Annotated in this window: 21 protein-coding genes and 1 other annotated feature; of the genes, 5 read left to right on the forward strand and 16 right to left on the reverse strand. The window is 43.8% G+C overall.

Annotated elements, in window-relative coordinates:
- The first annotated feature begins 72 nt into the window (after positions 1 to 72).
- Complete coding sequence (locus KNP93_RS01505) at positions 73 to 864, forward strand: DsbA family protein (protein ID WP_114595373.1); 792 nt, start codon at positions 73 to 75, stop codon at positions 862 to 864.
- Between the two features lie 170 nt (positions 865 to 1,034).
- Here the strand turns inward: KNP93_RS01505 and pepF are convergent, their stop codons facing one another.
- Genes pepF through cls form a run of 3 tightly spaced genes read right to left on the reverse strand, consistent with a single transcriptional unit; the run spans position 1,035 to position 5,436 of the window.
- Entirely contained in the window at positions 1,035 to 2,837 is a 1,803-nt protein-coding gene (gene pepF / locus KNP93_RS01510) for an oligoendopeptidase F (RefSeq protein ID WP_214852803.1), read from the reverse strand.
- Positions 2,838 to 2,842: 5 nt separating this feature from the next.
- Positions 2,843 to 3,910: a competence protein CoiA family protein gene (locus KNP93_RS01515; RefSeq protein ID WP_131502688.1), complete on the reverse strand. Its 1,068-nt coding sequence runs from the start codon at positions 3,908 to 3,910 to the stop codon at positions 2,843 to 2,845.
- 14 nt (positions 3,911 to 3,924) lie between these two features.
- Complete coding sequence (gene cls, locus KNP93_RS01520) at positions 3,925 to 5,436, reverse strand: cardiolipin synthase (RefSeq protein WP_214852805.1); 1,512 nt, start codon at positions 5,434 to 5,436, stop codon at positions 3,925 to 3,927.
- Positions 5,437 to 5,497: 61 nt separating this feature from the next.
- Here cls and KNP93_RS01525 point away from each other — a divergent pair, with 61 nt between their 5' ends.
- Positions 5,498 to 6,220 (forward strand): SDR family NAD(P)-dependent oxidoreductase, encoded by a 723-nt coding sequence (locus tag KNP93_RS01525; protein WP_131502690.1) that lies wholly within the window; start codon positions 5,498 to 5,500, stop codon positions 6,218 to 6,220.
- 72 nt (positions 6,221 to 6,292) lie between these two features.
- Here the strand turns inward: KNP93_RS01525 and mecA are convergent, their stop codons facing one another.
- The 3 genes from mecA to KNP93_RS01540 form a co-directional block, all read right to left on the reverse strand.
- The gene (gene mecA, locus KNP93_RS01530) at positions 6,293 to 6,919 is read right to left on the reverse strand and encodes an adaptor protein MecA (protein ID WP_131502691.1); all 627 of its coding nucleotides are present in this window, start codon (positions 6,917 to 6,919) and stop codon (positions 6,293 to 6,295) included.
- A 169-nt stretch (positions 6,920 to 7,088) separates the two neighbouring features.
- A complete protein-coding gene (gene spxA, locus KNP93_RS01535) occupies positions 7,089 to 7,487 on the reverse strand; it encodes a transcriptional regulator SpxA (protein ID WP_012370920.1) in 399 nt (132 codons plus the stop codon).
- 178 nt (positions 7,488 to 7,665) lie between these two features.
- The gene (locus tag KNP93_RS01540; RefSeq protein WP_012370921.1) at positions 7,666 to 7,803 is read right to left on the reverse strand and encodes a hypothetical protein; all 138 of its coding nucleotides are present in this window, start codon (positions 7,801 to 7,803) and stop codon (positions 7,666 to 7,668) included.
- Positions 7,804 to 8,025: 222 nt separating this feature from the next.
- Between KNP93_RS01540 and KNP93_RS01545 the strand changes: the two genes are divergently transcribed.
- Entirely contained in the window at positions 8,026 to 8,559 is a 534-nt protein-coding gene (locus KNP93_RS01545) for an HD domain-containing protein (protein WP_131502693.1), read from the forward strand.
- Between the two features lie 49 nt (positions 8,560 to 8,608).
- Here the strand turns inward: KNP93_RS01545 and KNP93_RS01550 are convergent, their stop codons facing one another.
- The 5 genes from KNP93_RS01550 to KNP93_RS01570 all read right to left on the reverse strand — a co-directional run bounded on the left by KNP93_RS01550 (position 8,609) and on the right by KNP93_RS01570 (position 14,575).
- Positions 8,609 to 9,562: an ABC transporter ATP-binding protein gene (locus KNP93_RS01550; protein ID WP_131502694.1), complete on the reverse strand. Its 954-nt coding sequence runs from the start codon at positions 9,560 to 9,562 to the stop codon at positions 8,609 to 8,611.
- Positions 9,562 to 10,635 carry an ABC transporter ATP-binding protein gene (locus KNP93_RS01555; RefSeq protein ID WP_026827862.1) on the reverse strand — a complete coding sequence of 358 codons (1,074 nt, stop codon included), beginning with the start codon at positions 10,633 to 10,635 and terminating at the stop codon, positions 9,562 to 9,564. Before KNP93_RS01555 ends, KNP93_RS01550 begins: the two co-directional genes overlap by 1 nt.
- 27 nt (positions 10,636 to 10,662) lie before the next feature.
- Positions 10,663 to 11,694 carry an oligopeptide ABC transporter permease gene (gene opp3C, locus KNP93_RS01560; protein ID WP_114595364.1) on the reverse strand — a complete coding sequence of 344 codons (1,032 nt, stop codon included), beginning with the start codon at positions 11,692 to 11,694 and terminating at the stop codon, positions 10,663 to 10,665.
- On the reverse strand, positions 11,694 to 12,620 hold the full coding sequence (gene opp3b / locus KNP93_RS01565) for an oligopeptide ABC transporter permease (protein WP_131502695.1): 927 nt from the start codon (positions 12,618 to 12,620) through the stop codon (positions 11,694 to 11,696). The genes opp3C and opp3b overlap by 1 nt, the downstream gene beginning before the upstream one ends.
- A gap of 338 nt (positions 12,621 to 12,958) precedes the next feature.
- Positions 12,959 to 14,575 (reverse strand): peptide ABC transporter substrate-binding protein, encoded by a 1,617-nt coding sequence (locus KNP93_RS01570; protein ID WP_131502696.1) that lies wholly within the window; start codon positions 14,573 to 14,575, stop codon positions 12,959 to 12,961.
- Positions 14,576 to 14,845: 270 nt separating this feature from the next.
- Between KNP93_RS01570 and KNP93_RS01575 the strand changes: the two genes are divergently transcribed.
- Complete coding sequence (locus KNP93_RS01575; protein ID WP_131502697.1) at positions 14,846 to 15,226, forward strand: DUF3899 domain-containing protein; 381 nt, start codon at positions 14,846 to 14,848, stop codon at positions 15,224 to 15,226.
- A 56-nt stretch (positions 15,227 to 15,282) separates the two neighbouring features.
- Positions 15,283 to 15,487: a binding site (T-box leader), on the forward strand.
- A 52-nt stretch (positions 15,488 to 15,539) separates the two neighbouring features.
- Positions 15,540 to 16,541 (forward strand): tryptophan--tRNA ligase, encoded by a 1,002-nt coding sequence (trpS, locus tag KNP93_RS01580; protein ID WP_131502698.1) that lies wholly within the window; start codon positions 15,540 to 15,542, stop codon positions 16,539 to 16,541.
- 111 nt (positions 16,542 to 16,652) lie between these two features.
- Here the strand turns inward: trpS and KNP93_RS01585 are convergent, their stop codons facing one another.
- The 5 genes from KNP93_RS01585 to greA form a co-directional block, all read right to left on the reverse strand.
- The gene (locus tag KNP93_RS01585; protein WP_214852808.1) at positions 16,653 to 18,299 is read right to left on the reverse strand and encodes a peptide ABC transporter substrate-binding protein; all 1,647 of its coding nucleotides are present in this window, start codon (positions 18,297 to 18,299) and stop codon (positions 16,653 to 16,655) included.
- 304 nt (positions 18,300 to 18,603) lie between these two features.
- The gene (gene fabF, locus KNP93_RS01590) at positions 18,604 to 19,842 is read right to left on the reverse strand and encodes a beta-ketoacyl-ACP synthase II (RefSeq protein WP_131972451.1); all 1,239 of its coding nucleotides are present in this window, start codon (positions 19,840 to 19,842) and stop codon (positions 18,604 to 18,606) included.
- 1 nt (position 19,843) lies between these two features.
- The gene (locus KNP93_RS01595) at positions 19,844 to 20,788 is read right to left on the reverse strand and encodes a beta-ketoacyl-ACP synthase III (RefSeq protein ID WP_131502700.1); all 945 of its coding nucleotides are present in this window, start codon (positions 20,786 to 20,788) and stop codon (positions 19,844 to 19,846) included.
- A gap of 111 nt (positions 20,789 to 20,899) precedes the next feature.
- Positions 20,900 to 21,604 carry a 5'-methylthioadenosine/S-adenosylhomocysteine nucleosidase gene (mtnN, locus tag KNP93_RS01600; RefSeq protein ID WP_131502701.1) on the reverse strand — a complete coding sequence of 235 codons (705 nt, stop codon included), beginning with the start codon at positions 21,602 to 21,604 and terminating at the stop codon, positions 20,900 to 20,902.
- Positions 21,605 to 21,662: 58 nt separating this feature from the next.
- A complete protein-coding gene (gene greA / locus KNP93_RS01605) occupies positions 21,663 to 22,136 on the reverse strand; it encodes a transcription elongation factor GreA (protein ID WP_012370935.1) in 474 nt (157 codons plus the stop codon).
- Positions 22,137 to 22,166: the final 30 nt, after the last annotated feature.

The raw sequence follows: 22,166 nt of genomic DNA on the forward strand, positions 1-22,166 counted from the left end.
AAAACCTTTGCTCTTTCTTTTTTTTCGTTGCTAAAATAGGGTAACGATATTAAAAAGAAAAGGGGTGAACGGATGGAACACGAACAATGCAACGGTTCATATTGTTCATTGGACGAACCATCAATTCAACAACCGACAAAACCACTAGAAATCTATCATTTTCTAGACATCACACAAACGGATGGTTTACGGTTGATTCCCGTTCTCAAGAAATTAGAATTAGAATACGGTCATCTGTTCCGTCTTCGGACAATTGCAACAATTCCTTGTGCGCCTTCGCGATCAGCGTGTGATATGTCACCTCTGCTGATTCTAAAAGCAATTGAATTGCAGGGGAAAACGTTTGGCATGCGATTCATGCGTCGTTTACGCATGTTGCATAATGTCGAAGGAAAAAGCGCTTATTCGCGCTCTTCCCTGATGCGATTGGCAGAAGCATTAACGGAATTTGGTCTTGATTTAGCAGAATTCCATCGTGATATCGAATCAGATACCATTCAATTGATGCTCGAAAAGGAAACTGAACTGGTGACCGATTGGGACGTACGTATTCTCCCGACGCTTGCTTTTGTTGGAGATGAGGAAGCAATCAAGGCTGAAGGCCATTATGAATACTTGATTTATGTATCGATTCTGAACGAATTGTTAGAACAACCGTTTGAGAAACAGGCAAAGCCTCCTCTCGAACAATTCTTGAGACGGTATGACACCGCAACGACTTCTGAAATTGCATTTATCTATGATGCAACAGAAGCGCAGGTTGAACACGAATTGAAAAAGTTAATGCTTCAACAAAAATGCGTTTCACTGACGTATTGTGACGGTAAAGTATGGCGTCATTTAAAAGATTCTGCCCATGCTTAACTTAAAGAAGCTGCTTCCACGTCAATCGCGGAAGCAGCTTCTTTGTCGTTCTTTTAAACTCGGATGGGGGAAAAGAGAATCATCAGGGGGAATGTGATTCGCTTCACATGTTTAGTATAATCGAATACATCCCTCTTCGAAAGCCCTTTGTTCATATTTTCACAAAATTGTCATTCTCCGAGCAGTGCTTCAAATTCATCGAGTACCCGTTCGAATTGACGGAGGGCTGCTTCAACCGGAGCTTTCGTCGTCATATCGACGCCTGCCGCCTTGAGGACTTCAATCGGATAATCACTTGATCCTGCTTTGAGGAAGTTATTGATGTAGCGCTCGACCGCCGGCTCTCCTTCTTCTAAGATTTGCGAAGTCAGTGCCGCTGCTGCAGAAATACCTGTCGCATACTGATAGACATAATAGTTGTAATAAAAGTGTGGAATCCGTGCCCATTCCAAACCAATTTCTTCATCTAACACGATACCCTCACCGAAATACGTTTCATTTAAGGCATAGTACGTCTTAGTTAAGAATTCAGGTGTCAGCGCTTGTCCAAGACGTGCCGCTTCATGAATCTGGTGTTCGAACTCTGCAAACATCGTCTGACGGAATAACGTTCCACGGAATGTTTCCAATTGGTTGTTCAAGAGGTACAGTTTCTCGTTTTTATCCGTCACACGTTTCAACAAGTAATCATTTAGGAGTGCTTCGTTTGTCGTCGATGCTACCTCAGCGACAAAGATTGAATAATCACCATAAGCGTATGGTTGATTCTGACGTGTATAGTAGCTATGGACGGAGTGACCAAACTCGTGTGCTAATGTAAACAAGTTGTTGACGTTATCCTGCCAATTCATCAAGATGAACGGCTGTGTATCGTATGCGCCTGAAGAATAGGCACCACTCCGCTTACCACGTGTTTCACGGACATCGACCCAGCGTTCCGCAAGACCTTCTTCAAGAATATGTTTGTATTCAGGTCCTAGTGGTGCTAATCCATCCACCATCAACTGTTTGGCTTCTTCGTACGTCACCTTCATTTCGACTTCACTGACGAGCGGTGTATACATATCATACATATGCAGTTCATCGACGCCTAAAATCCGTTTACGTAAAGCAACATAACGGTGTAACAACGGAAGGTGTTCGTGAACCGCTTCAATCAATCCGTCATATACCTGCTCCGGAATCGTGTTTCCGTGTAACGCTGATTCGCGGGCCGTTTTGAACTTCCGGACCTCGGCATAGAAGTTATCTTTTTTGACGGAACCGGCTAAAGTAGAGGCTAATGTGTTCGTATACTGACTATACGTCTCATACATCGCTTTAAACGCGTCCTCGCGGACAGAACGATCTTTTGACTCCATGAACGTGATGAAACGTCCGTGCGTCAGTTCTGCCTCTTCCCCGTCCTCACCTTTGATTTTCGGGAATTTCATATCTGCATTATTTAACATGCCAAATGTCGTTCCCGACTGTCCGAGAACTTCTCCTGCTTTTGCGAGAATTGCCTCTTCCGCTTCTGACAAGACATGTTCCCGTTCACGGTTCAACTCGTCAAATGCATGACGGTAAAGCGCAAGATCCGGATTCTGATCCAAGTACGAAGCGATCGTCTCTTCTGGAACTTCCAACAGCTCAGGTGTCATGAAGGCTAATGTTGCACCAATTTGCGAAGCCAGCGTCCGGGCACGGTCATTCATCGCCTGATAAAAACTATCCGCCGTATTTTCATCGTAACGCATATGTGCATATGTATAGAGCTTATGCAGCCGTCTTGAGATTTCGTCACGAAGTTGAAGTCCTTCATATAAAGTTGCATCCGACTGTGCAAGACGCCCTTTATACTCGACAAGTAGTGGAAGCATTGCTTTCACTGACTCAAAATCCTCTTCCCATTTTTCGTTCGTTTCATAAATCGATTCTAAATTCCACGTTTCTTCGTTCTTGACGTCTTTCCGTGTTAATACTTCTGCCATATGAATCACTCCTTTACTTCATTTATACCTGTTTCCCTTTCGACAAACAAACGAAGCGCTCCTGCTAACCTTTGATCTTCTTCCAAACGAGCCGATAAATCAGCAGGACGGTTTTGAAAAAGTTCAGACAGGTGGTATTGAAGAAAGTTGATAATCGCCATCCATTCTTCAATCAGAGCATATAAATCAGCTAGCTCAAATCGAATCTTCATCTGTGTCAAACATTCTGTGAGAAATGAAAGGAGATTGGGCACGGAGTAATTTCCTTTTAAACGCAGGTAAACTGCTATTTGAATTTCAAAAGGATGGACGGGTACGGAAAGTAACGCAGATAAGGGCAAAAAACACCAGGATGGAAGTGTAGAGACATAAAGATTGGAGTGATAAAGAGGAAAGCGTACATAACGATGCGGTAACGAAGAAAAAAACGGACGAAGCCGATAGTGTTTTATCAGTGTCGTCCATGGTCGTTCGAGGAATTGTCGCGGAACCGGACGTGGGAAAAGAAATTGCTCCACTGACAAGGACACGCGCTGACAGATTACAAAACGTTGTGCGAACGGAAGTGGATGCATGTAGCGGATAATTCGTTCCTGCTCGATTAAATCAATATAACCATTCTTCATAAATGCCGGTTTCATCCAGCCATCGAGCTTAAGAAACTGACCGCTCGACTCATGAAACCCGATCCACCGTACTTGATATCCGCCTTGTTGATCGATCGACCATCTTCGTCGCCATTCTTCAGCGCTCATTTTCGAGCGCTGAATCTCAATCCCGATTTCTCCGGGCCATATTAAAAGGTCAAATCGTCTTCGCCCCCGTACCGCCTCAATTTCAACCTTAAATCGTAAATTTTCAAAATGGGCAGCAAGTCGTGTTTTCCAAAATTGATGTTCTGACGATTCACCGGTACAGGCCGTTACGTGAACAAAATGTAGCCGTTTTTTCCCTTGCCGGATCCGAAGGCGTGTTTGGCAATACGGACAGTAAAGTATTTTACCTGCTAAGGATTGTAAGGTCTCAAGCTGACTGTTGATTCGATTTCCTTGCTCATCCATCGCCTCAAACATCTTACTCCTCCTTATTAGAGCAACGGTGAAAATAACCGCGAAATGGATTCGATCAAACGTTGACTAAAACTTCTTTGAATAAAGACACTCCGTTCGACCTGTGAAGAATTCGAAAAATCTTCATAAAAATCACGTGTCAATTCATGGACTGAATTTGTCCCGTACAAAAAGGCATTTACTTCAAAGTTCAAATGGAAACTTCTTAAGTCCATGTTCGCTGTGCCGATCGTCGCAATCGCATCATCGACTACGATGACTTTCGAGTGCATGAACCCTTTGTTGTATTCGTAAATCTTTACACCTGCTAATAATAAGTCTTCAAAATAAGAGCGGCTGGCATAAAAAACAACTTTATGGTCCGGAAAACTCGGCAAGAGGATTCGGACATCGATACCAGACATGGCGGCGGTCTTCAAAGCTGTCATCAGGTCCTCATCCGGAATTAAATACGGAGAAGCGATGTAAACCGAACTGCGGGCTTCCGTGATTAAACCAAAGTATAAAGACTTCATTGTTTCATGTGGTTCATCCGGTCCGCTCGCAATGATTTGAACACCCCCTGTCGCTTCCTCCATGACTTCGAGCGGTTTCATGTAATACGGTGTAAACAACCGTTCTCCCGTCATGTAGTACCAGTCCTGAAGGAAAATCAGTTGCAACTCCGAGACTGCTTCTCCCCTAACCAACAGGTGGGTATCTCGCCAAAATCCAAACATCTTATCTTTTCCCATATACTCGTCTCCGACATTGATTCCACCGGTGAAAGCAACTGTACCATCAATGACAACGATTTTCCGATGATTCCGGTAATTGGATTTACTCGAGATAAAAGGAAGGACGACAGGGAAAAATGGGCGCACTTCGATTCCGACCGCCTCCATCTTTTTGAAGTAGGTTTTGTCCGTTGAGAAACAACCGACAGCATCATATAAAAAACGAATCTCTACTCCCGCTTCTGCACGTTCAATCAATGCTTCTTGCAATTCTAGCGCAAGTGCGTCATCCCGGACGATATAGTACTCCAAATGGATATGGCGTTCTGCTTGACGGATTTCTGCTAACAATAACGGAAATTTCTCTTGTCCGTTCGTCAATACTTTCGTATGGCTATTATACGAAATCGGCAAGCGGCTGATCGAATCGATAAGTTTAACAACTTTCGTGTAATGTCCATGTCGGAACACTCGATTGTGTATCCCATGATCAAACTGGGTACGATATTTAATGTAAGACTCTTCATCGAGCATCGCTTTCAGACGAAACATTCTTTTTCGTCTATAATTTTGACCAAAGGTGAAATACACGAAAACACCGACGACCGGTAATGCCATCATGACAAGTGCCCAGACAAGCGTTCGTTCCGGATTCCGGTTCTCAAGCAAGATGATGACGAAGACACTCAGTACGACGAGAATGATGACGAGAGAGAGCCATCCTACCATGTACACACTCCAGTAATAAGAAAGAAATCCGATCAGACTGACTGTCAACAGCAGCGTCATAAGTAATTGGACACGTCGCAACATGGTATCCCCTCCTGTAATTTGTTATGAATGACATACTTTTATGTAGAAGGGACGATTCAAAATGAAAACGTATCTAGTGACTGGTGCAACAAGCGGAATTGGTGAAGCTACCGCCTTACAACTGGCACAAGAAGGACATACTGTCCTTGCGCTTGGACGAAATGAGGAACGTGGTCACGATTTGGAACGTCGCGGTGAAAGACGGATCAACTTCTTTCCAGTCGACTTGTCGATTCCATCCGACATCGATCGATTTTTCGAAGACACAAAAGAACAATTCCCAATACTTGACGGGATTTTCAACAATGCCGGAACCTTCGGACAGCCGGTTGCACCAGAACGGGTGACTGACCAACAGAGCGAAGTCTTTCAAGTCAATTATCATGCACCGGAGCAGATCATTCAACATGCAGTCAAACGGCTGAGTCGTGGTGCTTCCATCGTTAATAACAGTGCAATTGTCGGACATGTTAAATTCCCTGCCATGCTCTTGCCGTATGCTTCCTCCAAGAGTGCTCTTCTTACGCTTACGAAAACATATGCTGCTCGGTTTCACGGAAAATATCGTTTTAATGCTATCTGTCCCGGTCCTGTCGACACGAAGTTAAGTCATTCCTTATATGGTGGAAAAGATAAGTTTGATTTAGCGATGAAACATCATTTACGTGGTGAAGCGGCTCAACCGTCTGAAATCGCAGAAGTCGTCTGCTTTTTATTATCCGATAAAGCAAGTTACATCAATGGACAAACCTTAGTCGTCGATGGCGGTTACACCCTCACTTGATTATTCTACACAACAAAGGACTGCTTCCAAACAAATTGGAGCAGTCCTTTTTGATTGTACCGTTTGATTCTGTTAATTCGGAAAATGCTTCCGAATGAACGTAAAGACATCGCCAGGTACGATTATTTTTCCATACTCTGCTACAGGATGAATCGTCTGTTCACTAAAGCTCAAGTACTCTGCAATCAGACTCATTACATTTTCCTGTTCTTCCACTTCTGTTTCTTCTTTAAAGTGAAGGTGCAACAGGTAGAGTCCGTCTTTTTGATAAAGAGACGTTTTCACTTCTTCGAAGATCGGTGCTTCTGCATATTGGCTAAGGGCAATGATATGCTCGAAATCTGTTGTTTCAAATAAGACATCTTGACTGAGTTCCGTTTCTTTTTCTTCCGCATCAGACATTGCGGAACGAAGTAACGAATCCAACTCATCTTCGTCAACTTGTTCTCCGTCAATCGTTGTTTTAGCGATTGTAACAGTGACTTCTAAACCTTTTTCAAATGCCTGTACTTGTATCCATAGTGGACCTTCGAAGGAGATGGACTCTTTTTCATTCGCTTCATCCATCATCTGCCAGAATAACTGTTCTCCACGTTCACGGTTGTACCAAATCTCGTCTCGGGCGAAGCCGCGGCGTTCGATGTCCGTGTACGTAATGAAGAACTTGACGGTGTTGTCATTGACGCGTTCGATTTTCAATATGTCCACTCCTTTCCTCTCGCTCTTATCTAGTATACGAACGAGCACTTCACATAGATTCAAAAGAATCATTAAACATATAGGGTATATTCCTTTGTTATCTCTATTTTAACCTTTTTAGGCGGTAACAAAAAGCACACTGCTCAGAAAGCAGCGTGCTCATGACAATTTACTCGTTGACAAGGCGCTGAGCTTCCAACAACTGGAAGGTACGGACTTTTCGCGGTAAAAAGCGGCGGATTTCATCCTCGTTGTATCCAACTTGAAGACGTTTTTCGTCAATCAGAATTGGACGGCGTAATAAACCTGGATATTCTTGAATCAAATCATACAAGTGTTGTAACGATAAGTTTTCTACCGACACATCTAATTTTGAAAAGACTTTCGAACGTGTCGAGATGATTTCATCTGTTCCGTCCTCTGTCATACGAAGTATTTGTTTAATTTCATCAAGCGATAATGGCTCTGAGAAAATATTACGTTCCACAAATGGGATTTCATGTTCTTCAAGCCACGCGCGCGCTTTACGACAAGAAGTACAGCTTGGTGAAGTATAGAGTGTTACCATTGAAAAACATCCTCCCCCTGATTTCACATCATTTCTCCTGCGTAAATTTATTACCCAGTAGTTGATGATTCTATTACTTGACAGTTTACTTTGATTTTCATTAAAAAATAAAACCCGATATATGTTTTGAGATGAAAGAACTTTTCGTAAAAAAACTTGCTAGAGCCACCAGGTGGCTTCAGCAAGCTGGTGTGTGATCAAAGGGTTGAGAAATCGTCTCTTTTGCTTTAGGGAGTTTAATCTCTTTTAATTTTTTTTCAAAAATGTCCCGCAAAAGGCGTTTTTTCAACTTTTTCTTTTTATCACGTTCTTTCATACTCCGACACCTCACTCGGTCCGAAAAAAGAACTGTTAACCAACGAAAGCTAAATTATCATCTTCTACATTAATTAGTATACCACGTTTACCTGATTTCTATTCCTACTTGAAGCAATTAATTATGTGAGATTGTCGATTTGTCTTTAGTAAATAGTTGCAATTGCTCGCCACTTCACGTAAAGTGTATAGAAATACTTACTCGTGAAAGGAGTTATTTTTTATGCCAGTTACCCTTGTCACTATCATTGAACATCCGATTGCCCAAAAATATTTAGCACGATCCGGCTTGAATCATGCCATTTCTGTAGCAGAACAGGCGTTGAGACTCGCTACCCAGCGTGGTCTGGATGCAGATACAGCAACGAAGGCTGCCCTGCTTCATGATATCGGTCATTATGAATGGTATACAGACGGCACATGGAATTATGATCTCTACCGTCAAAATGACATCCATGCGATCAAAGGAGCGGAACGGGCCCATAAATTACTGATTCGTCTCGGTGAAGAACCGGAACGGGCAAAAGAAATCGCCCTTGCCGTTCTGTTGCACACAGATTCCTATTTACCACCGGGGACGATTAACCGGACTCCATTGCAACAATTGGTCCATGATGCCGATACGCTTGAAGAACAACCGGGTGGTCTTCATCATTATGAGAAAATTCCATTCGAAGAAGCCGTCAGCCGTCTGCATGCTCTTGACTCGGTTGTCCACCGTTTCAACAACCTTCCCCGTATTGCTTCCGAAAATTAAAAAAAGGCATTCCCGAATAACTTCAGGAATGCCTTTTAGTTTGGTTAAATTACACAAGTTGTGCTTGATACGCTTCGAGTTCTGCATCTGTCATCGAGACATAATGACCCGGTTCGATTTCGCGCAACGGCGGGATGCTTGAGTCTTCACTCGATTTCCCAACCGCTCCGCCTGTCGGGCGATCATAAATGATCCGCTTACGTGTCCGCTCATGCTCTGGATCCGGAAGTGGAATTGCTGATAACAAGGATTTCGTATAGGCATGGACTGGATTTTCATAAAGGCGATCCGCATCACACAATTCAACGAGGTGACCTTGATACATGACTCCGATTCGATCTGAGATATATTTGACCATTGATAAATCATGGGCAATAAACAGATACGTCAGACTGCGATCACGTTGCAATTGTTTCATCAGGTTGACGACCTGGGCTTGAATCGATACATCTAGTGCAGAGATTGGCTCATCGGCAATGATGAAGTCTGGTTCGACGGCTAACGCACGGGCAATCCCGATCCGCTGACGTTGTCCACCTGAGAACTCATGCGGATAACGACTCGCGTGTTCTTTCGTTAGACCAACTGTTTCAAGAAGATCATATACACGGTTGTTCCGCTCGTCTTTCGACTTGGCAAGACCGTGAATATCGATTCCTTCAGCGATAATATCCCCGACCGTCATCCGTGGGTTCAACGATGCATATGGATCTTGGAAAATCATCTGCATCGAACGGTTGAATTTCAATTTCTCTTTACGCGATTTTTTAGCATGAACATTTTCACCTTTGAAAAGGACTTCTCCGTCTGTCGCATCGTATAAACCGATGATTGAACGCCCCGTTGTCGATTTCCCACAACCTGACTCTCCAACAAGACCAAGAACTTCTCCTTCATAGATATCGAATGATAAACCGTCAACTGCTTTGACGACACGACCACGACCGATATTAAAGTGTTGTTTGAGGTTCTTTACTTCAAGTAATTTACTACGATTCTCCATTACTTTAGACCGCCTTTCAGAAGCGATTTCGCGAATGTGCTATCTGGACGATATTTCAGCGCAAGATCGCGGATGGCTACCGGTGGTTCTACATACGGTGCTTGTGGATGTAATAACCAAGTTGCCGCTTCATGAGTATCTGTGATCGGGAAGAACGGAGGTTCTTTCTCGAAATCAATTTTCATTGCGTACTGATTACGTGGTGCAAATGCATCACCGACTGGTGGGTGCAATAAGTTCGGTGGTGTTCCAGGAATTGCCGGTAAGTCTTGCGAACGATCGTCAGACGGTCGTGGCATTGATCCAAGCAGTCCCCATGTGTAAGGGTGACGTGGCTCATAGAAAATTTCATCGACCGTTCCTTTTTCAATCAACTTCCCAGCATACATAACCGCTACACGGTCTGCCATGTTCGCTACGACACCAAGATCGTGTGTGATGAAGATGATAGCTGTACCTGTTTTTTGCTGGATGTCTTTTAACAACTCAAGAATCTGTGCCTGAATCGTAACATCGAGTGCTGTCGTCGGCTCATCGGCAATCAAGACTTTAGGATTACAAGCCAGTGCAATCGCGATAACAATCCGTTGACGCATCCCGCCTGATAGTTGGTGCGGATATTGTTTCAGACGTGCTTCCGGGTTCGGAATTCCGACGAGTGTCAGTAATTCTAACGTCCGTTTTTTAGCTGCATCGCCTGTCAATCCCTGGTGGCGTTTCAAACCTTCGGCAATCTGTTTGAAGATGGTCATCGTCGGATTTAATGATGTCATCGGATCCTGGAAGATCATCGCGATATCACGACCACGTACTTTTTGCATCTCTTTATCAGAGAGTTTGACCAGATCACGGCCGTCAAACATGATTTCACCTTTCGTGATTTCACCGGGAGGATTTGGAATCAAACGCATGATAGCTTTTGATGTAACCGATTTACCTGAACCGGATTCACCAACGATGGCAAGTGTTTCGCCTTTCTTTAAATCAAACGATACGCCGCGGACGGCTTGAACCGTCCCAGCATACGTATGGAAAGCGACAGTCAGGTCGCGTACTGATAAAATAGTTTCCATTGTGGATGAACTCCTCTCTTATTTCCGTTAGCGACGTAGACGTGGGTCGAACGCATCACGTAATCCATCGGCTAGCATGTTAAAGCTGATCATGACAAGTACGAGGATTGTCGATGGGATGACGAGCAAGTAAGGGAATGTTTTTAATTCTTTGTACCCTTCATTGATCAATGTACCCAGTGATGGTTGTGGTGGAGCAAGACCAAGACCGATGAAGCTTAGGAAAGCCTCGAAGAAGATTGCACCTGGAATCGTGAACATCAATGAAATGATGATTGTACCGAGTGTATTTGGAATCAAATGCTTGAATACTAAACGTGCGCTAGAAGCACCAAGTGTGCGTGCTGCAAGAACGAATTCCTGGTTCTTAAGTTTCAGGATCTGTCCGCGGACGAGTCGACTCATCCCGATCCAGCCGGTGATCGTCATCGCGAGGATGATGGTCGTGATTCCGGGTTCAAGAATCAAGATGAACAAGATGATTAAAATCAAGTTCGGAATCCCTGTCAGGATTTCCGCAATCCGTTGCATGATATTATCGACACGTCCACCGTAGTAAGCAGAAATTCCGCCATACGTGACACCGACTAGAACATCAATGATTGCTGCGACAAGACCGATGAAGAGTGAAATTCGTGTTCCTTCCCAGACACGTGACCATAAGTCACGACCGAGATGGTCCGTACCAAACCAAAATGTATCTTTGACTTGTTTCGTTTCATAAAAATCGATTGGCTTTTCACCAAGTGTTGCCATTCCGTCAAAACCAGCCCACTCAAGACCTGTAATTTTTGGCGGTAGTTTAGCTTGAGTGATCGTTTGGGTATAAGCATCTCTACCGGACAACATCGGTCCGAAGAGTGATAACAGTGCGATGATGACGATGATGACGAGCGACAGGATTGCCGCTTTGTTTTTACGAAGGCGTGTCCAGGCATCCTGCCAGAAGTTTAAGCTTTTTCCGGCAATCCGCTCACCCGCTTGTTCATTAAATTCTACTGGTTGGAACAGTGATGAGTCGAACTGTTCTGCTTTTGCGTTTGAATTTTGTTCTGCCATTATTTGCTACCCCCCAAACGAATCCGTGGATCGACGACACCGTACAGAATATCGACGAGCAAGATCATAAAGATAAAGACTGCCGAGAAGAACAGCGTTGTCCCCATGATAACCGTATAGTCATTTTGTGTGATGGACGAAACGAACAATTCACCAAGACCCGGTACGGCAAAGATTTTTTCAATAACGAATGTTCCTGTAATCAAGGCTGCTGTCATTGGTCCAAGAATCGTGATGGCTGGAATCAAGGCGTTACGCACCATGTGTTTCCAAGTGATCGATTGACCGTCTAGGCCTTTTGCTTTAGCAAGTGTCACGTAATCCTGACCGGTGACTTCAAGCATCTCCGTTCGAACGAAACGGGCAATTGAGGCTGTTACTCCAAGCGATAAGGAAACGGTCGGAAGAATCGTATGTGCTGGACTTTCCCAGAAGGCTACTGGCAATACGCCCCATTTCACTCCGATATAATATTGAAGAAGTGACGCAAATACGAATGATGGCACGGAAATCCCTAGTACCGAAATGAACATCGCACCGTAATCAACTGCTGTATTGTGGCGAAGAGCCGCGACAACACCGAGGACAAGACCAAGAACTACACCGAGAACAAGGGCTTGAATACCTAATTGAGCGGATGGTCCAATTCGTTCCATAATCAAATCTGTTACTGGACGGCTGTCATATTTAAATGATACACCGAGGTCTCCTTGAACTAAGTTGACCATGTACGCTGCATAGCGTTGTGGAAGCGGATCATTCAAGTTGTACTTATCCCGCAGGATATCTAACTGTTCAGGAGAAAGTTTCTCCTGGTTTTGGAACGGTGAACCTGGTAACAGATCCATTAGGAAGAAAGTGAACGAAGCGATGAGTAAAAACGTCAGTACGCCGTAAACAAGGCGTTGAGCTAAATAACGGCCCATAGATGGCACCCCCTATAAAGATTTTCTGTTTTTTTCGAAACATCAATAAAATCAGTATGACCCAAAATTGTCGGAACATTCAAGAATTTTGTCGTAAAAATTAAAATTCTTTTTTATTTTGGACTGATTGACGCCCCCCTGGCCGCTGTTTTTTCACAGTTAACCAATATTTCAGAATTTTTCGTTTGATTCCATTATACTTTGCTAACAAAGTAATTAGAACCTATTTTTTACGAAAATTTCACATTTCTGCTAACAAAATGAGTTTCCATTCAGAAAAAATCGTATAAAACAGGAGCGTTCCTTGAAAACGTTCTCAAGGACGCTCCCATTTTCAATTACTTCACATCAACATATTTGTACTGGAAGTCAGCACCAAAAACTTGACGGTTAAAGTCTTTGACCGTCGGACGACTCAGGAATGCAGCACCCGCTTGATAAATCGGTGCGATCGCTTGGTCTTTTTCGATCAATTGTGACTCTGCTTGTTTAAAGAGATCAAGACGTTTTGCGACATCTGATTCTTCGTTGGCAGCGTTCAACAATTTATCGTAGGCAGACGATTTGTATTTGACGTCATTTTGACTGTTTGTCGATTCAAAGATCGATAAGTTCGACATTGGATCTTGATAGTCCGGACCCCAAAGCGCATAAGACATTTGGTAATCGCCTTTTGCTTCTAAATCCAGTTTATTTTTGAACGGTTGTTGTTTGATCGCAACAGTGACATTCGGAAGGTTTTTCTCAATCTGTCCCTTCATGTATTCACTGATTTTCTTCGCGTCTTCGCTATCGAATGACAAGAGTTCAATCGTTGCTTTCTTATCACCGTTTGCTTTTTTCCAAAGATCAGCTGCTTCTTTCGCATCCCGGTCGAACCAATTGATGTCGCTTGTATAGTCTTTACCTGCGTCATCTTTGATGAATTCTTTCGGAATGAAGCTTGTAGTCGGAATCGAACCGTTCGCAAGTAACGTATCCGTGATCCCTTTTGGATCGATTGCCCGTGCGATCGCTTTACGCGCATTGACGTTTTTCATTGTGGCGTCTTCATTGTTGAACTTCAAGTAAGCAATCGATGAACGGAGTGCGGTCTTGAATTCAGGTTTTGATTCATATGTCGCAACTTGCTCTGACGTGAGGCCGGCATAATCGATTTCGTCCGTATCATACAGGTTTACAACGGTAGAGTTATCTTTAACGACACTGATCGAGACCTCATCGAGTTTAACGGCATCTTTATCCCAATAGTTTTCGTTTTTCGTCAGAATACGTTTTGAATCCGTTTTCCAAGATGTCCAAACGAAAGGACCGTTGTAAAGAAGTTTATCCGGTTTAAGCGAGAAGTCTTTTTTGTTTTTGTTATAGAAATCTTCGCTGATTGGTGTATAAGTTCCGAATGATGTGAGTGAAAGGAAGTATGGTGCCGGACGTTCGAGTTTAACTTCAAGTGTCTTGTCGTCAATCGCTTTGACACCTAGCTCGTCGACTGGTTTTTTTCCTTGTGAGACATCAGCACCATTTTTGACCGTATCAAAGATGTATGCATAACCGGAAGCTGTTTTTGGATCGACGGCACGTTTCCATGCAAATTCAAAATCCTGTGCTTTGACTGGTGTACCATCTGACCATTTAGAATCACGAAGCGTAAACGTATATGTGAGGTTATCACTTGAGATATCTGTTTTTTCAGCAAGTGCCGGAATCGCTTTCCCGTCTTTGTCTAACCGGTAAAGACCTTCCATCGTGTTTCCGATCATGTTGAACGCAACTGCATCTGTTGCTTGTGCCGGATCGACCGTCGTAATATCAGAAGTATCCGTTAATCGTAAAACTTTTTTGCCTTTAGAAGAACCTGCATCTTTATCTCCGTCACCTGTTGTTGAACAACCTGCAAGTACAACGCTTCCTGCAAGCATAACTGATAACGCGAGACCGACTGTTTTTTTATTCATCGGTGAGTCATCTCCTTTTCATTTTCAAAACCGCTTAATATAAACGATTTTTGGACATCTCGTCGAAACTGCCTCAACGTTCCCCAAAACGCATTGACCTAGTTTCAAAAACTTAAACGAAGTGATAAATTGATTTTATGTGAGAATAACAATATCGTCAAGTGAATAGTCACACTATTTGCTATTTTATACGTCCTGAATAGTACAGAGTCGTAACAATCCTTGACTTTGCGTATAATGAAATCATCATCTTGCCGTAGGAGGTTCATCATGTCTGCTAAACTATTACGCCCGCTTCTGATTGCTTTGATTTTAACAACTGTCTACACGATTTGGGCCGTCGCCACCGACGCTACCCATTCATTTGTTTATCACTTGTCAGGCGGCTTGTTCATTGCCGGCTTCCTGTTACTTGCTATCGGATTCTTCTCCAATATGTCTGCCAATGGATTTTTTAAAGGCATCACTGCAGGCTTTAAAAAGCAACGGGAAGCGAAGTTACGGGAAGTCGATGGGGATTATTACGAAGACGAGGATGAAGAAAGTGAACTTTTAGAAGCAAAACAAAAGCGGGCTTCTAACCGGACGGTTCCTTATCTCTCGAGTGGTTTTATTTGTATCGTCGTCTCTTTACTCTTATCGTTCATTTGACGGAATTTTGATGACGATTAGAAGAAACATGTGCTAAAGTGGAGATAACGTTATACGAGAACACAGTGATGGAGAGTAGTACATCTGATAACCACTTACAGAGAGTCCATGGATGGTGGAAATGGACAGTCGGCGCAGATGGAATGGACTTCGGAGTGGCTGATTCGAAATGATGTAGAATCAGACGGGTCTGCCCGTTACAGCAAATGAGCGGCTAGTTTTCTAGCAACTTGGGTGGCAACGCGATGACTCGTCCCTTGAATGATTCAAGGGATGTGTCATCTTTTTTATTTCATTTTTTGGAGGGATTCTCATGAAAACGATTTTTTCAGGCATTAAGCCAACGGGTACGGTGACGCTTGGTAACTACATTGGCGCGATGAAACACTTTGTTAATCTGCAGAACGAACACGATGCATATTACTGTATCGTCGACTTACATTCCATCACGGTCGAAATTGACCGGATTGAACTTATGAACAATACACGGGCGCTTGCTGCACTTTATATCGCAAGCGGACTCAATCCTGAAAAATCAACAATCTTCGTCCAGTCGGAAGTTAAAGCGCACGCTCAGCTCGGGTGGATGCTGACATGTCTGTCCGGTATGGGTGAACTGGAACGTATGACACAATATAAAGATAAGTCGCAAGGCAAAGACCGGATTGGTGCTGGATTATTTGTTTATCCAACCTTGATGGCAGCCGATATTCTCTTATATGATGCAGAGCTTGTTCCAGTCGGCGACGATCAAAAACAACATATCGAGTTGACACGTGACTTAGCGCAACGTTTTAACAGCCGCTATTACGAAACATTTAAAATGCCGGAGCCGGTCATCGCCGAAACGGGTGCCCGTATCATGAGCTTGACGTCTCCCGATAAAAAGATGTCAAAAACGGATACAAATCCAAAAGGCTATATTTCGATGCTCGACGCTCCGGACGTGATTCGCAAAAAAATCAAGTCTGCCGTAACGGATTCCGAGGGGATCGTTCGATTTGACCGGGAAAACAAACCGGGCGTCTCAAACTTGCTCGAAATTTATTCATTGCTGGCTGGTATTTCAATCAAAGACTTGGAAGCAAAGTATGATGGATTGAACTATGGTGTATTTAAATCAGATGTCGCAGAAGTCATCGTTGCTGAACTAGAACCGATCCAGCAACGTTATTACGACTTAATTGATTCAGAAGAACTCGATTTGATTCTTGACAATGGTCGCGACAAAGCAGATCTGGTTGCTTCACGTAAATTGGCGAAAGTCGAAAAAGCGATGGGACTCCAACGGAAACGCGCAAAAGTAAAGAAATAATTTTAGGTGTCTTTCAACGATTCTTGCCTTTCTTCTTATTTTTTTAGAAGAAAGGTTTTTTTATTTGCGCAACAAAAAAAGCGCTCCCAGTTAAGGGAACGCTTTTTATACTTATTTACCTTCGATTGAAGCCCATTTGTACGAGAAATCTGCGCCGAAGTTATGTTCGACAATCCCTTTAACGTATGGTTTAACCATGAATGCACGTCCACGCTGATAAACAGGCGAGATGGCTGCAGAATCAAGAAGGATTTTCTCTGCTTCTTGAAGCTCTGACCAACGTTTTGTAGCATCCGTTTGTGTTTTTGCATCGTTGATGAGTTTATCGTACTCTTTATCTGACCACTTACCACGGTTGTATGGTCCGTCAGTCAAGAAGAGATCGAGGAACGTCATTGGATCTTGGTAGTCAGGACCCCAGCCGGCGAATGAGAACTCAAAGTCGCCTTTGTTTTCGAGATCAAGTTTGTTTTTGAACGGTTGTTGCTTGATTGTGACTTTCATGCCTGGAAGGTTCTTCTCAAGCTCACCTTTCAAGAACTCACCGATTTTCTTCGCGTCATCACTATCGTAGTTAAGAAGCTCAAGTTCAACCGATTTTTGACCGATTTCTTTTAAGCCCTCTTCCCATAGTTTTTTCGCTTCGTCTGCATTGTACTCGTTGAATGTCGGGTACTTTTCACGGAAGTCTTTTCCGTCAGCATCTTTCGCGAAATCTTTTGGTACGAGATAGTTTGCAGGAAGTGATCCGTTCGCTAAGATGACGTCCGTGATTCCTTTTTTATTGTAACCCATGTCGATTGCGCGACGGATTTTTTCGTTGTTTAATGCTTTGACTTTCGTGTTCAAGTAAAGGTAGAAGATTGTAGATTCACCCTTTGTTTTGAACTCGTCATTATCTTGATACTGAGCAACGAATTCTGAAGAGAGACCAGCACGGTCGATATCGCCTTTTTCGTAAAGGTTAACTGCTGTTGAAATTTCTTTAACGACCTTGACGTTGATTGTGTTCAACTTGACGCTATCTTTATCCCAATAGTTGTCGTTTTTGACCATTTTCCAGCCTTGTTCACGTGTCCATTCTGTTAACTTGAATGGTCCGTTGTAAAGTGATTTATCTGCTGTCGAACCGAAGTCCTTACCGATTTTTTTCGAAAGTTCTTCCGATTTCGGCATGAATGGACCGAATCCAGTTAAACCAAGGAAGTAATCCGCTGGTGCTTTCAATTTGACTTCGAATGTCTTGTCGTCAACTGCTTTGACGCCAACCGCATCACGCTCGCCTTTTTTCGTGTTGTATTCTTCAGCACCTTCGATGTTGTAGAAGACATACGCGTATTGCGAAGCATTTTCCGGGTTCAAGACTTCTTTCCAAGCATATTCGAAGTCTTTTGCTGTGATTGGTGTACCGTCCGACCATTTAGCATCACGTAGCTTGAATGTGTACGTCAATTTATCGTCAGAAACTGTGTGACTTTCAGCAATACCTGGTGTCGGCTGTTGCTTGTCATCTAAACGATAAAGACCTTCCATCGTGTTGTTCAAGACGTTGAACGACACGGCATCCGTAGAAGTTGTTGGGTTAAGCGTCGGAATATCAGCACTTTCGATCAAGTTTAGCGTTTGCTCACTTGATTTTTTGTCTGAACTTTTGTCGCCCGATGATGTGTCATTTGAATCAGTCGTCGAACAAGCTGCAAGGAACGCGCTTGAAACGAGGGCTACAGATGTAGCCAGTGCAAAACTTTTCTTTTTCATGATACGATGACCCCCCTAAAATTTCCAAAGCTAGTAATCTAAGGTTTTTGAGCGAAAAAAAAAGTCGTTACTTTTATTCGACCAAAACCTCTCGTTACAAATAGTTTACAATGTTCTGATAATTTTGCAAACCTTTTATCCGATTTTTCTAAATATTTTTTCAAAACAATTTGAAAATAAGTGGAATTTTTAGTTTTTTGTGTGACTTTTTATAAAATAAAGCTAAATTTCTTTATTCAAAAAAGCGATTTAACGGTCATCCGAACCGTTAAATCGCTTTTCCTTCTTCTATTCCTATGCGATATTACGCGTGATAGCGTTTAAAGACGAGTGAAGCATTATGACCACCGAACCCAAGCGAGTTGCTGAGGGCATACTCCACATCCCATGACCGGCTTCCCTCGCGCACGTAATCAAGATCACACCCTTCACTCGGTTGTTCCAAATGAATCGTCGGGTGAACGATTTGTTCTTGCAACGATTTAATTGTCGCGATGGCTTCTACTCCACCGGCACCGCCTAGTAAATGACCAATCATCGACTTCGTCGAGTTGATGGCTAATTTTTCAGCATGATTTCCAAATACGGTATGGATCGCTTTCGTTTCAAGTACATCATTCATCGGCGTACTTGTTCCATGAGCATTAATATATTGAACGGCGGCCGGTTCAATACCTGCATCTTGAATCGCCATCGCCATTGCGCGCGCTCCGCCGTCGCCGTCTGGATCTGGTGCTGTGATATGGTAAGCATCGGCTGTTAATCCGTATCCGCTGACTTCTGCATAGATTTTGGCACCGCGGGCAATCGCATGTTCATACTCTTCAAGTACCAGGATTCCGGCACCCTCTCCCATGACAAATCCGTCACGGCCTTCATCAAACGGACGGCTTGCCGTGTTTGGATCATGGTTCGTCGACATCGCTTTATTGGCACAAAAACCAGCAAAAGCAAGATTGGTAATCGGTGCTTCTGCTCCACCGGCAATCATGACGTCCGCGTCGCCGCGTTCAATGACGCGTAACGCTTCACCAATCGCGTTTGTACCGGAAGCACATGCAGTGACGGAACAGTTATTCGGTCCTTTTGCTCCTGTATAAATCGAAACTTGGCCACTTGCCATGTTTGGAATCATCATTGGAATGAAGAATGGACTGACACGACGATGTCCCCGTTCAAAATAGATTTTCGCCTGTTTTTCAATCGTCTCGACGCCGCCGATTCCTGATCCGATCCAGACGCCGATACGTTCAGCATTGGCTTTAACATCCAGTTCAGCATTTTTGACGGCTTCCATACTTGCGACGAGCGAATAATGAACAAAACGGTCCATTTTCCGGGCTTCCTTTGCTTCGATGAATTCCGTGACATCAAAATTCTGTAATTCTCCTGTTACTTTCGTCGGATACTCATCGATATCAAGACGTTCCATCGGACGAATCCCGTTTTCACCGGCTTTTAACGCATTCCAGAATGTATCGACATCATTACCGATTGGCGTCAGTGCGCCCATACCTGTTACTACTACACGTTTTCTCATCATTTTATGTGTTCTCCCCTTTAGTCCAAGTAATGTAAGCTGCCCCCCATGTCAAACCTGCGCCGAATCCGGCGAGGACAAGTGTCGTCCCCGGTGACAATCTTCCTTGTCGCCGTGCCTCTTCTAGTGCAAGTGGTATTGACGCAGCAGATGTATTCGCATGTTCGTCAATCGTCACGATCACTTTCGCTTCTTCAATTCCAAGCCGTTCACGTGCTGCATCAATAATCCGTAAATTCGCTTGATGCGGAATCAGTAAATCAAGTTCGGCCAGTGTTCCGTCCGCTTTTTGAATGACTTTTTCCACGATGTCCGGTAACTTGCGGACTGCGAACTTAAAGACTTCCCGACCGTTCATTTCAATCGGACCATCCAGGTTTTTAAATAACAGATGTGCTCCGCGGCCATCCGTGCCAAGTTCAAAGGCATTCAATCCTTGCTGCTCGGTTGGACCGAGGACAACCGCTCCAGCGCCATCACCAAACAAGATGGCTGTCGACCGGTCTGACCAGTCAACGATGCTGGACATCTTCTCTGCACCAATGACCAGTGCATGCTTCGATTCCGTTGCCGTCATCATACTCGAAGCCGTCTGTAGGGCAAAAATGAATCCGCTACAGGCTGCGCTAATATCAAAAGCTGTCGCACCGAGTGCGCCGATCCGCTCCTGAACGATACAGGCAGTTGACGGGAAAGCACGTCCGGTTGCCGTTCCGACAACAATCAATCCGATGTCGTCTGCTGTCAAGTTAGCATCCGCTAATGCTTTTTCCGCTGCTTCCGTCGCTAAATCAGTGACATCGACTGCATCATCTGCAATCCGTCGCGCGCCGATTCCTGTACGTGTCCGAATCCATTCATCACTCGTATCGAGTGTCGCTGCTAAATCATCATTTGTCATCCGATGTTCGGGTAATGATGTACCGAGTCCTACAATTCCGATATTCATATGATTGCTCCTTTGAAATTAGTATCTGGTACTAATATAAAGCGTTAAACACATTTTGTCAAAGAGAAAAGAAGGTCTCCCGTTGAGAGACCTTCTTTCACGTAATCCAGATTACTCTGAATCAGCTAATGTGCGGACGACTTCCATGACCATCTTCGCTGAATTAATCGAAGCAATCTCCAAGAATTCATCAAATGACAGAGATGCTTCTTCATCGGCACTGTCAGAAATCGAACGTGTCACGACGAACGGAACATCGAACTGATGGCAAACTTGTGCAATCGGTGCCGCTTCCATCTCAACTGCCGCGACATCCGGGAAGTTCGTTTTAATGAGATTTGAACGCTCCGTATCATGGATGAACGAATCACCTGTCACGATCAAACCATGGACGACCCGAATCGCATCCATTCGTTCAATGACAGCTTCCGCTGTTGCAATCAGTTTTGGATCAGCTGTATAGGCAGCCGGCATTCCCGGTACTTGACCATACTCGTAACCGAACGCTGTCACGTCGACGTCGTGATGACGGACTTCCGTCGAAACAACGACATCACCGACTTTTAAACCGGCTCTGAATCCGCCGGCTGAACCGGTATTGATGACGGCACTTGGCTTGAAATGATCAAGCAGTAATGTCGTTCCGATTGCGGCATTTACTTTTCCGATACCGGATTTTAAGATAACGACCGGGACACTGTTCAACAATCCTTCATAAAAATGATAATTGGCAATGACGGTATCTTTTCGTTCCGATAATTCATTTCGAAGTAAGTTTACTTCTTCTTCCATCGCTCCGATGATTGCGATTGGCATGTCTTTTCCCCCCGTTCAAACAGAAAACCGGATTGCTCCGGCTGCTGTCCGTTCTTATTTACTTGATTGATGTAATTTTTACAGCGAAATCTCCGCCGGGTGCTTGAACGGATACTTGCTCACCGACGCTGTGACCGAACAGACTTTTAGCGATTGGTGATTCGTTCGAGATTTTCCCAGTGAACGGATCGGCTTCTGCACTACCAACAATCGTATACGTTTCTTCTTCATTGTCTTCAAGGATCAAGAATGTAACTGTTGTCCCGATACCAACAACCGAGATATCCTTCTCATCTTCCGAGATGATGGCGACGTTGCGTAACATCTCTTCCAATTGAGCAATCCGGCCTTCGACCATTGCTTGTTCTTCTTTCGCTGAATCATATTCCGCGTTTTCCGACAAGTCACCAAATGAACGGGCAATCTTAATGTTTTCGACAACTTCTTTACGGCGGACTGACTTCAGTTCGTTTAATTCGTTTTCAACATTCGCTTTACCTTCAAGCGTCATGTAATACTGTTTTTCTGCCATTTTTGTCACGCTCCTTTTTATTCCACTAGT

It is taken from the genome of Exiguobacterium sp. s166, from assembly GCF_018618855.1.
In the GTDB taxonomy this organism is placed as follows: domain Bacteria; phylum Bacillota; class Bacilli; order Exiguobacteriales; family Exiguobacteriaceae; genus Exiguobacterium_A.

What these genes read in the sequence shown, in the direction of transcription:
- KNP93_RS01505 (WP_114595373.1), top strand. Translation starts at nt 73, where the DNA reads ATGGAACACGAACAATGCAACGGTTCATATTGTTCATTGGACGAACCA.
- pepF (WP_214852803.1), bottom strand. Translation starts at nt 2,837, where the DNA reads ATGGCAGAAGTATTAACACGGAAAGACGTCAAGAACGAAGAAACGTGG.
- KNP93_RS01515 (WP_131502688.1), bottom strand. Translation starts at nt 3,910, where the DNA reads ATGTTTGAGGCGATGGATGAGCAAGGAAATCGAATCAACAGTCAGCTT.
- cls (WP_214852805.1), bottom strand. Translation starts at nt 5,436, where the DNA reads ATGTTGCGACGTGTCCAATTACTTATGACGCTGCTGTTGACAGTCAGT.
- KNP93_RS01525 (WP_131502690.1), top strand. Translation starts at nt 5,498, where the DNA reads ATGAAAACGTATCTAGTGACTGGTGCAACAAGCGGAATTGGTGAAGCT.
- spxA (WP_012370920.1), bottom strand. Translation starts at nt 7,487, where the DNA reads ATGGTAACACTCTATACTTCACCAAGCTGTACTTCTTGTCGTAAAGCG.
- KNP93_RS01540 (WP_012370921.1), bottom strand. Translation starts at nt 7,803, where the DNA reads ATGAAAGAACGTGATAAAAAGAAAAAGTTGAAAAAACGCCTTTTGCGG.
- KNP93_RS01545 (WP_131502693.1), top strand. Translation starts at nt 8,026, where the DNA reads ATGCCAGTTACCCTTGTCACTATCATTGAACATCCGATTGCCCAAAAA.
- KNP93_RS01550 (WP_131502694.1), bottom strand. Translation starts at nt 9,562, where the DNA reads ATGGAGAATCGTAGTAAATTACTTGAAGTAAAGAACCTCAAACAACAC.
- KNP93_RS01555 (WP_026827862.1), bottom strand. Translation starts at nt 10,635, where the DNA reads ATGGAAACTATTTTATCAGTACGCGACCTGACTGTCGCTTTCCATACG.
- opp3C (WP_114595364.1), bottom strand. Translation starts at nt 11,694, where the DNA reads ATGGCAGAACAAAATTCAAACGCAAAAGCAGAACAGTTCGACTCATCA.
- opp3b (WP_131502695.1), bottom strand. Translation starts at nt 12,620, where the DNA reads ATGGGCCGTTATTTAGCTCAACGCCTTGTTTACGGCGTACTGACGTTT.
- KNP93_RS01570 (WP_131502696.1), bottom strand. Translation starts at nt 14,575, where the DNA reads ATGAATAAAAAAACAGTCGGTCTCGCGTTATCAGTTATGCTTGCAGGA.
- KNP93_RS01575 (WP_131502697.1), top strand. Translation starts at nt 14,846, where the DNA reads ATGTCTGCTAAACTATTACGCCCGCTTCTGATTGCTTTGATTTTAACA.
- trpS (WP_131502698.1), top strand. Translation starts at nt 15,540, where the DNA reads ATGAAAACGATTTTTTCAGGCATTAAGCCAACGGGTACGGTGACGCTT.
- KNP93_RS01585 (WP_214852808.1), bottom strand. Translation starts at nt 18,299, where the DNA reads ATGAAAAAGAAAAGTTTTGCACTGGCTACATCTGTAGCCCTCGTTTCA.
- fabF (WP_131972451.1), bottom strand. Translation starts at nt 19,842, where the DNA reads ATGATGAGAAAACGTGTAGTAGTAACAGGTATGGGCGCACTGACGCCA.
- KNP93_RS01595 (WP_131502700.1), bottom strand. Translation starts at nt 20,788, where the DNA reads ATGAATATCGGAATTGTAGGACTCGGTACATCATTACCCGAACATCGG.
- mtnN (WP_131502701.1), bottom strand. Translation starts at nt 21,604, where the DNA reads ATGCCAATCGCAATCATCGGAGCGATGGAAGAAGAAGTAAACTTACTT.
- greA (WP_012370935.1), bottom strand. Translation starts at nt 22,136, where the DNA reads ATGGCAGAAAAACAGTATTACATGACGCTTGAAGGTAAAGCGAATGTT.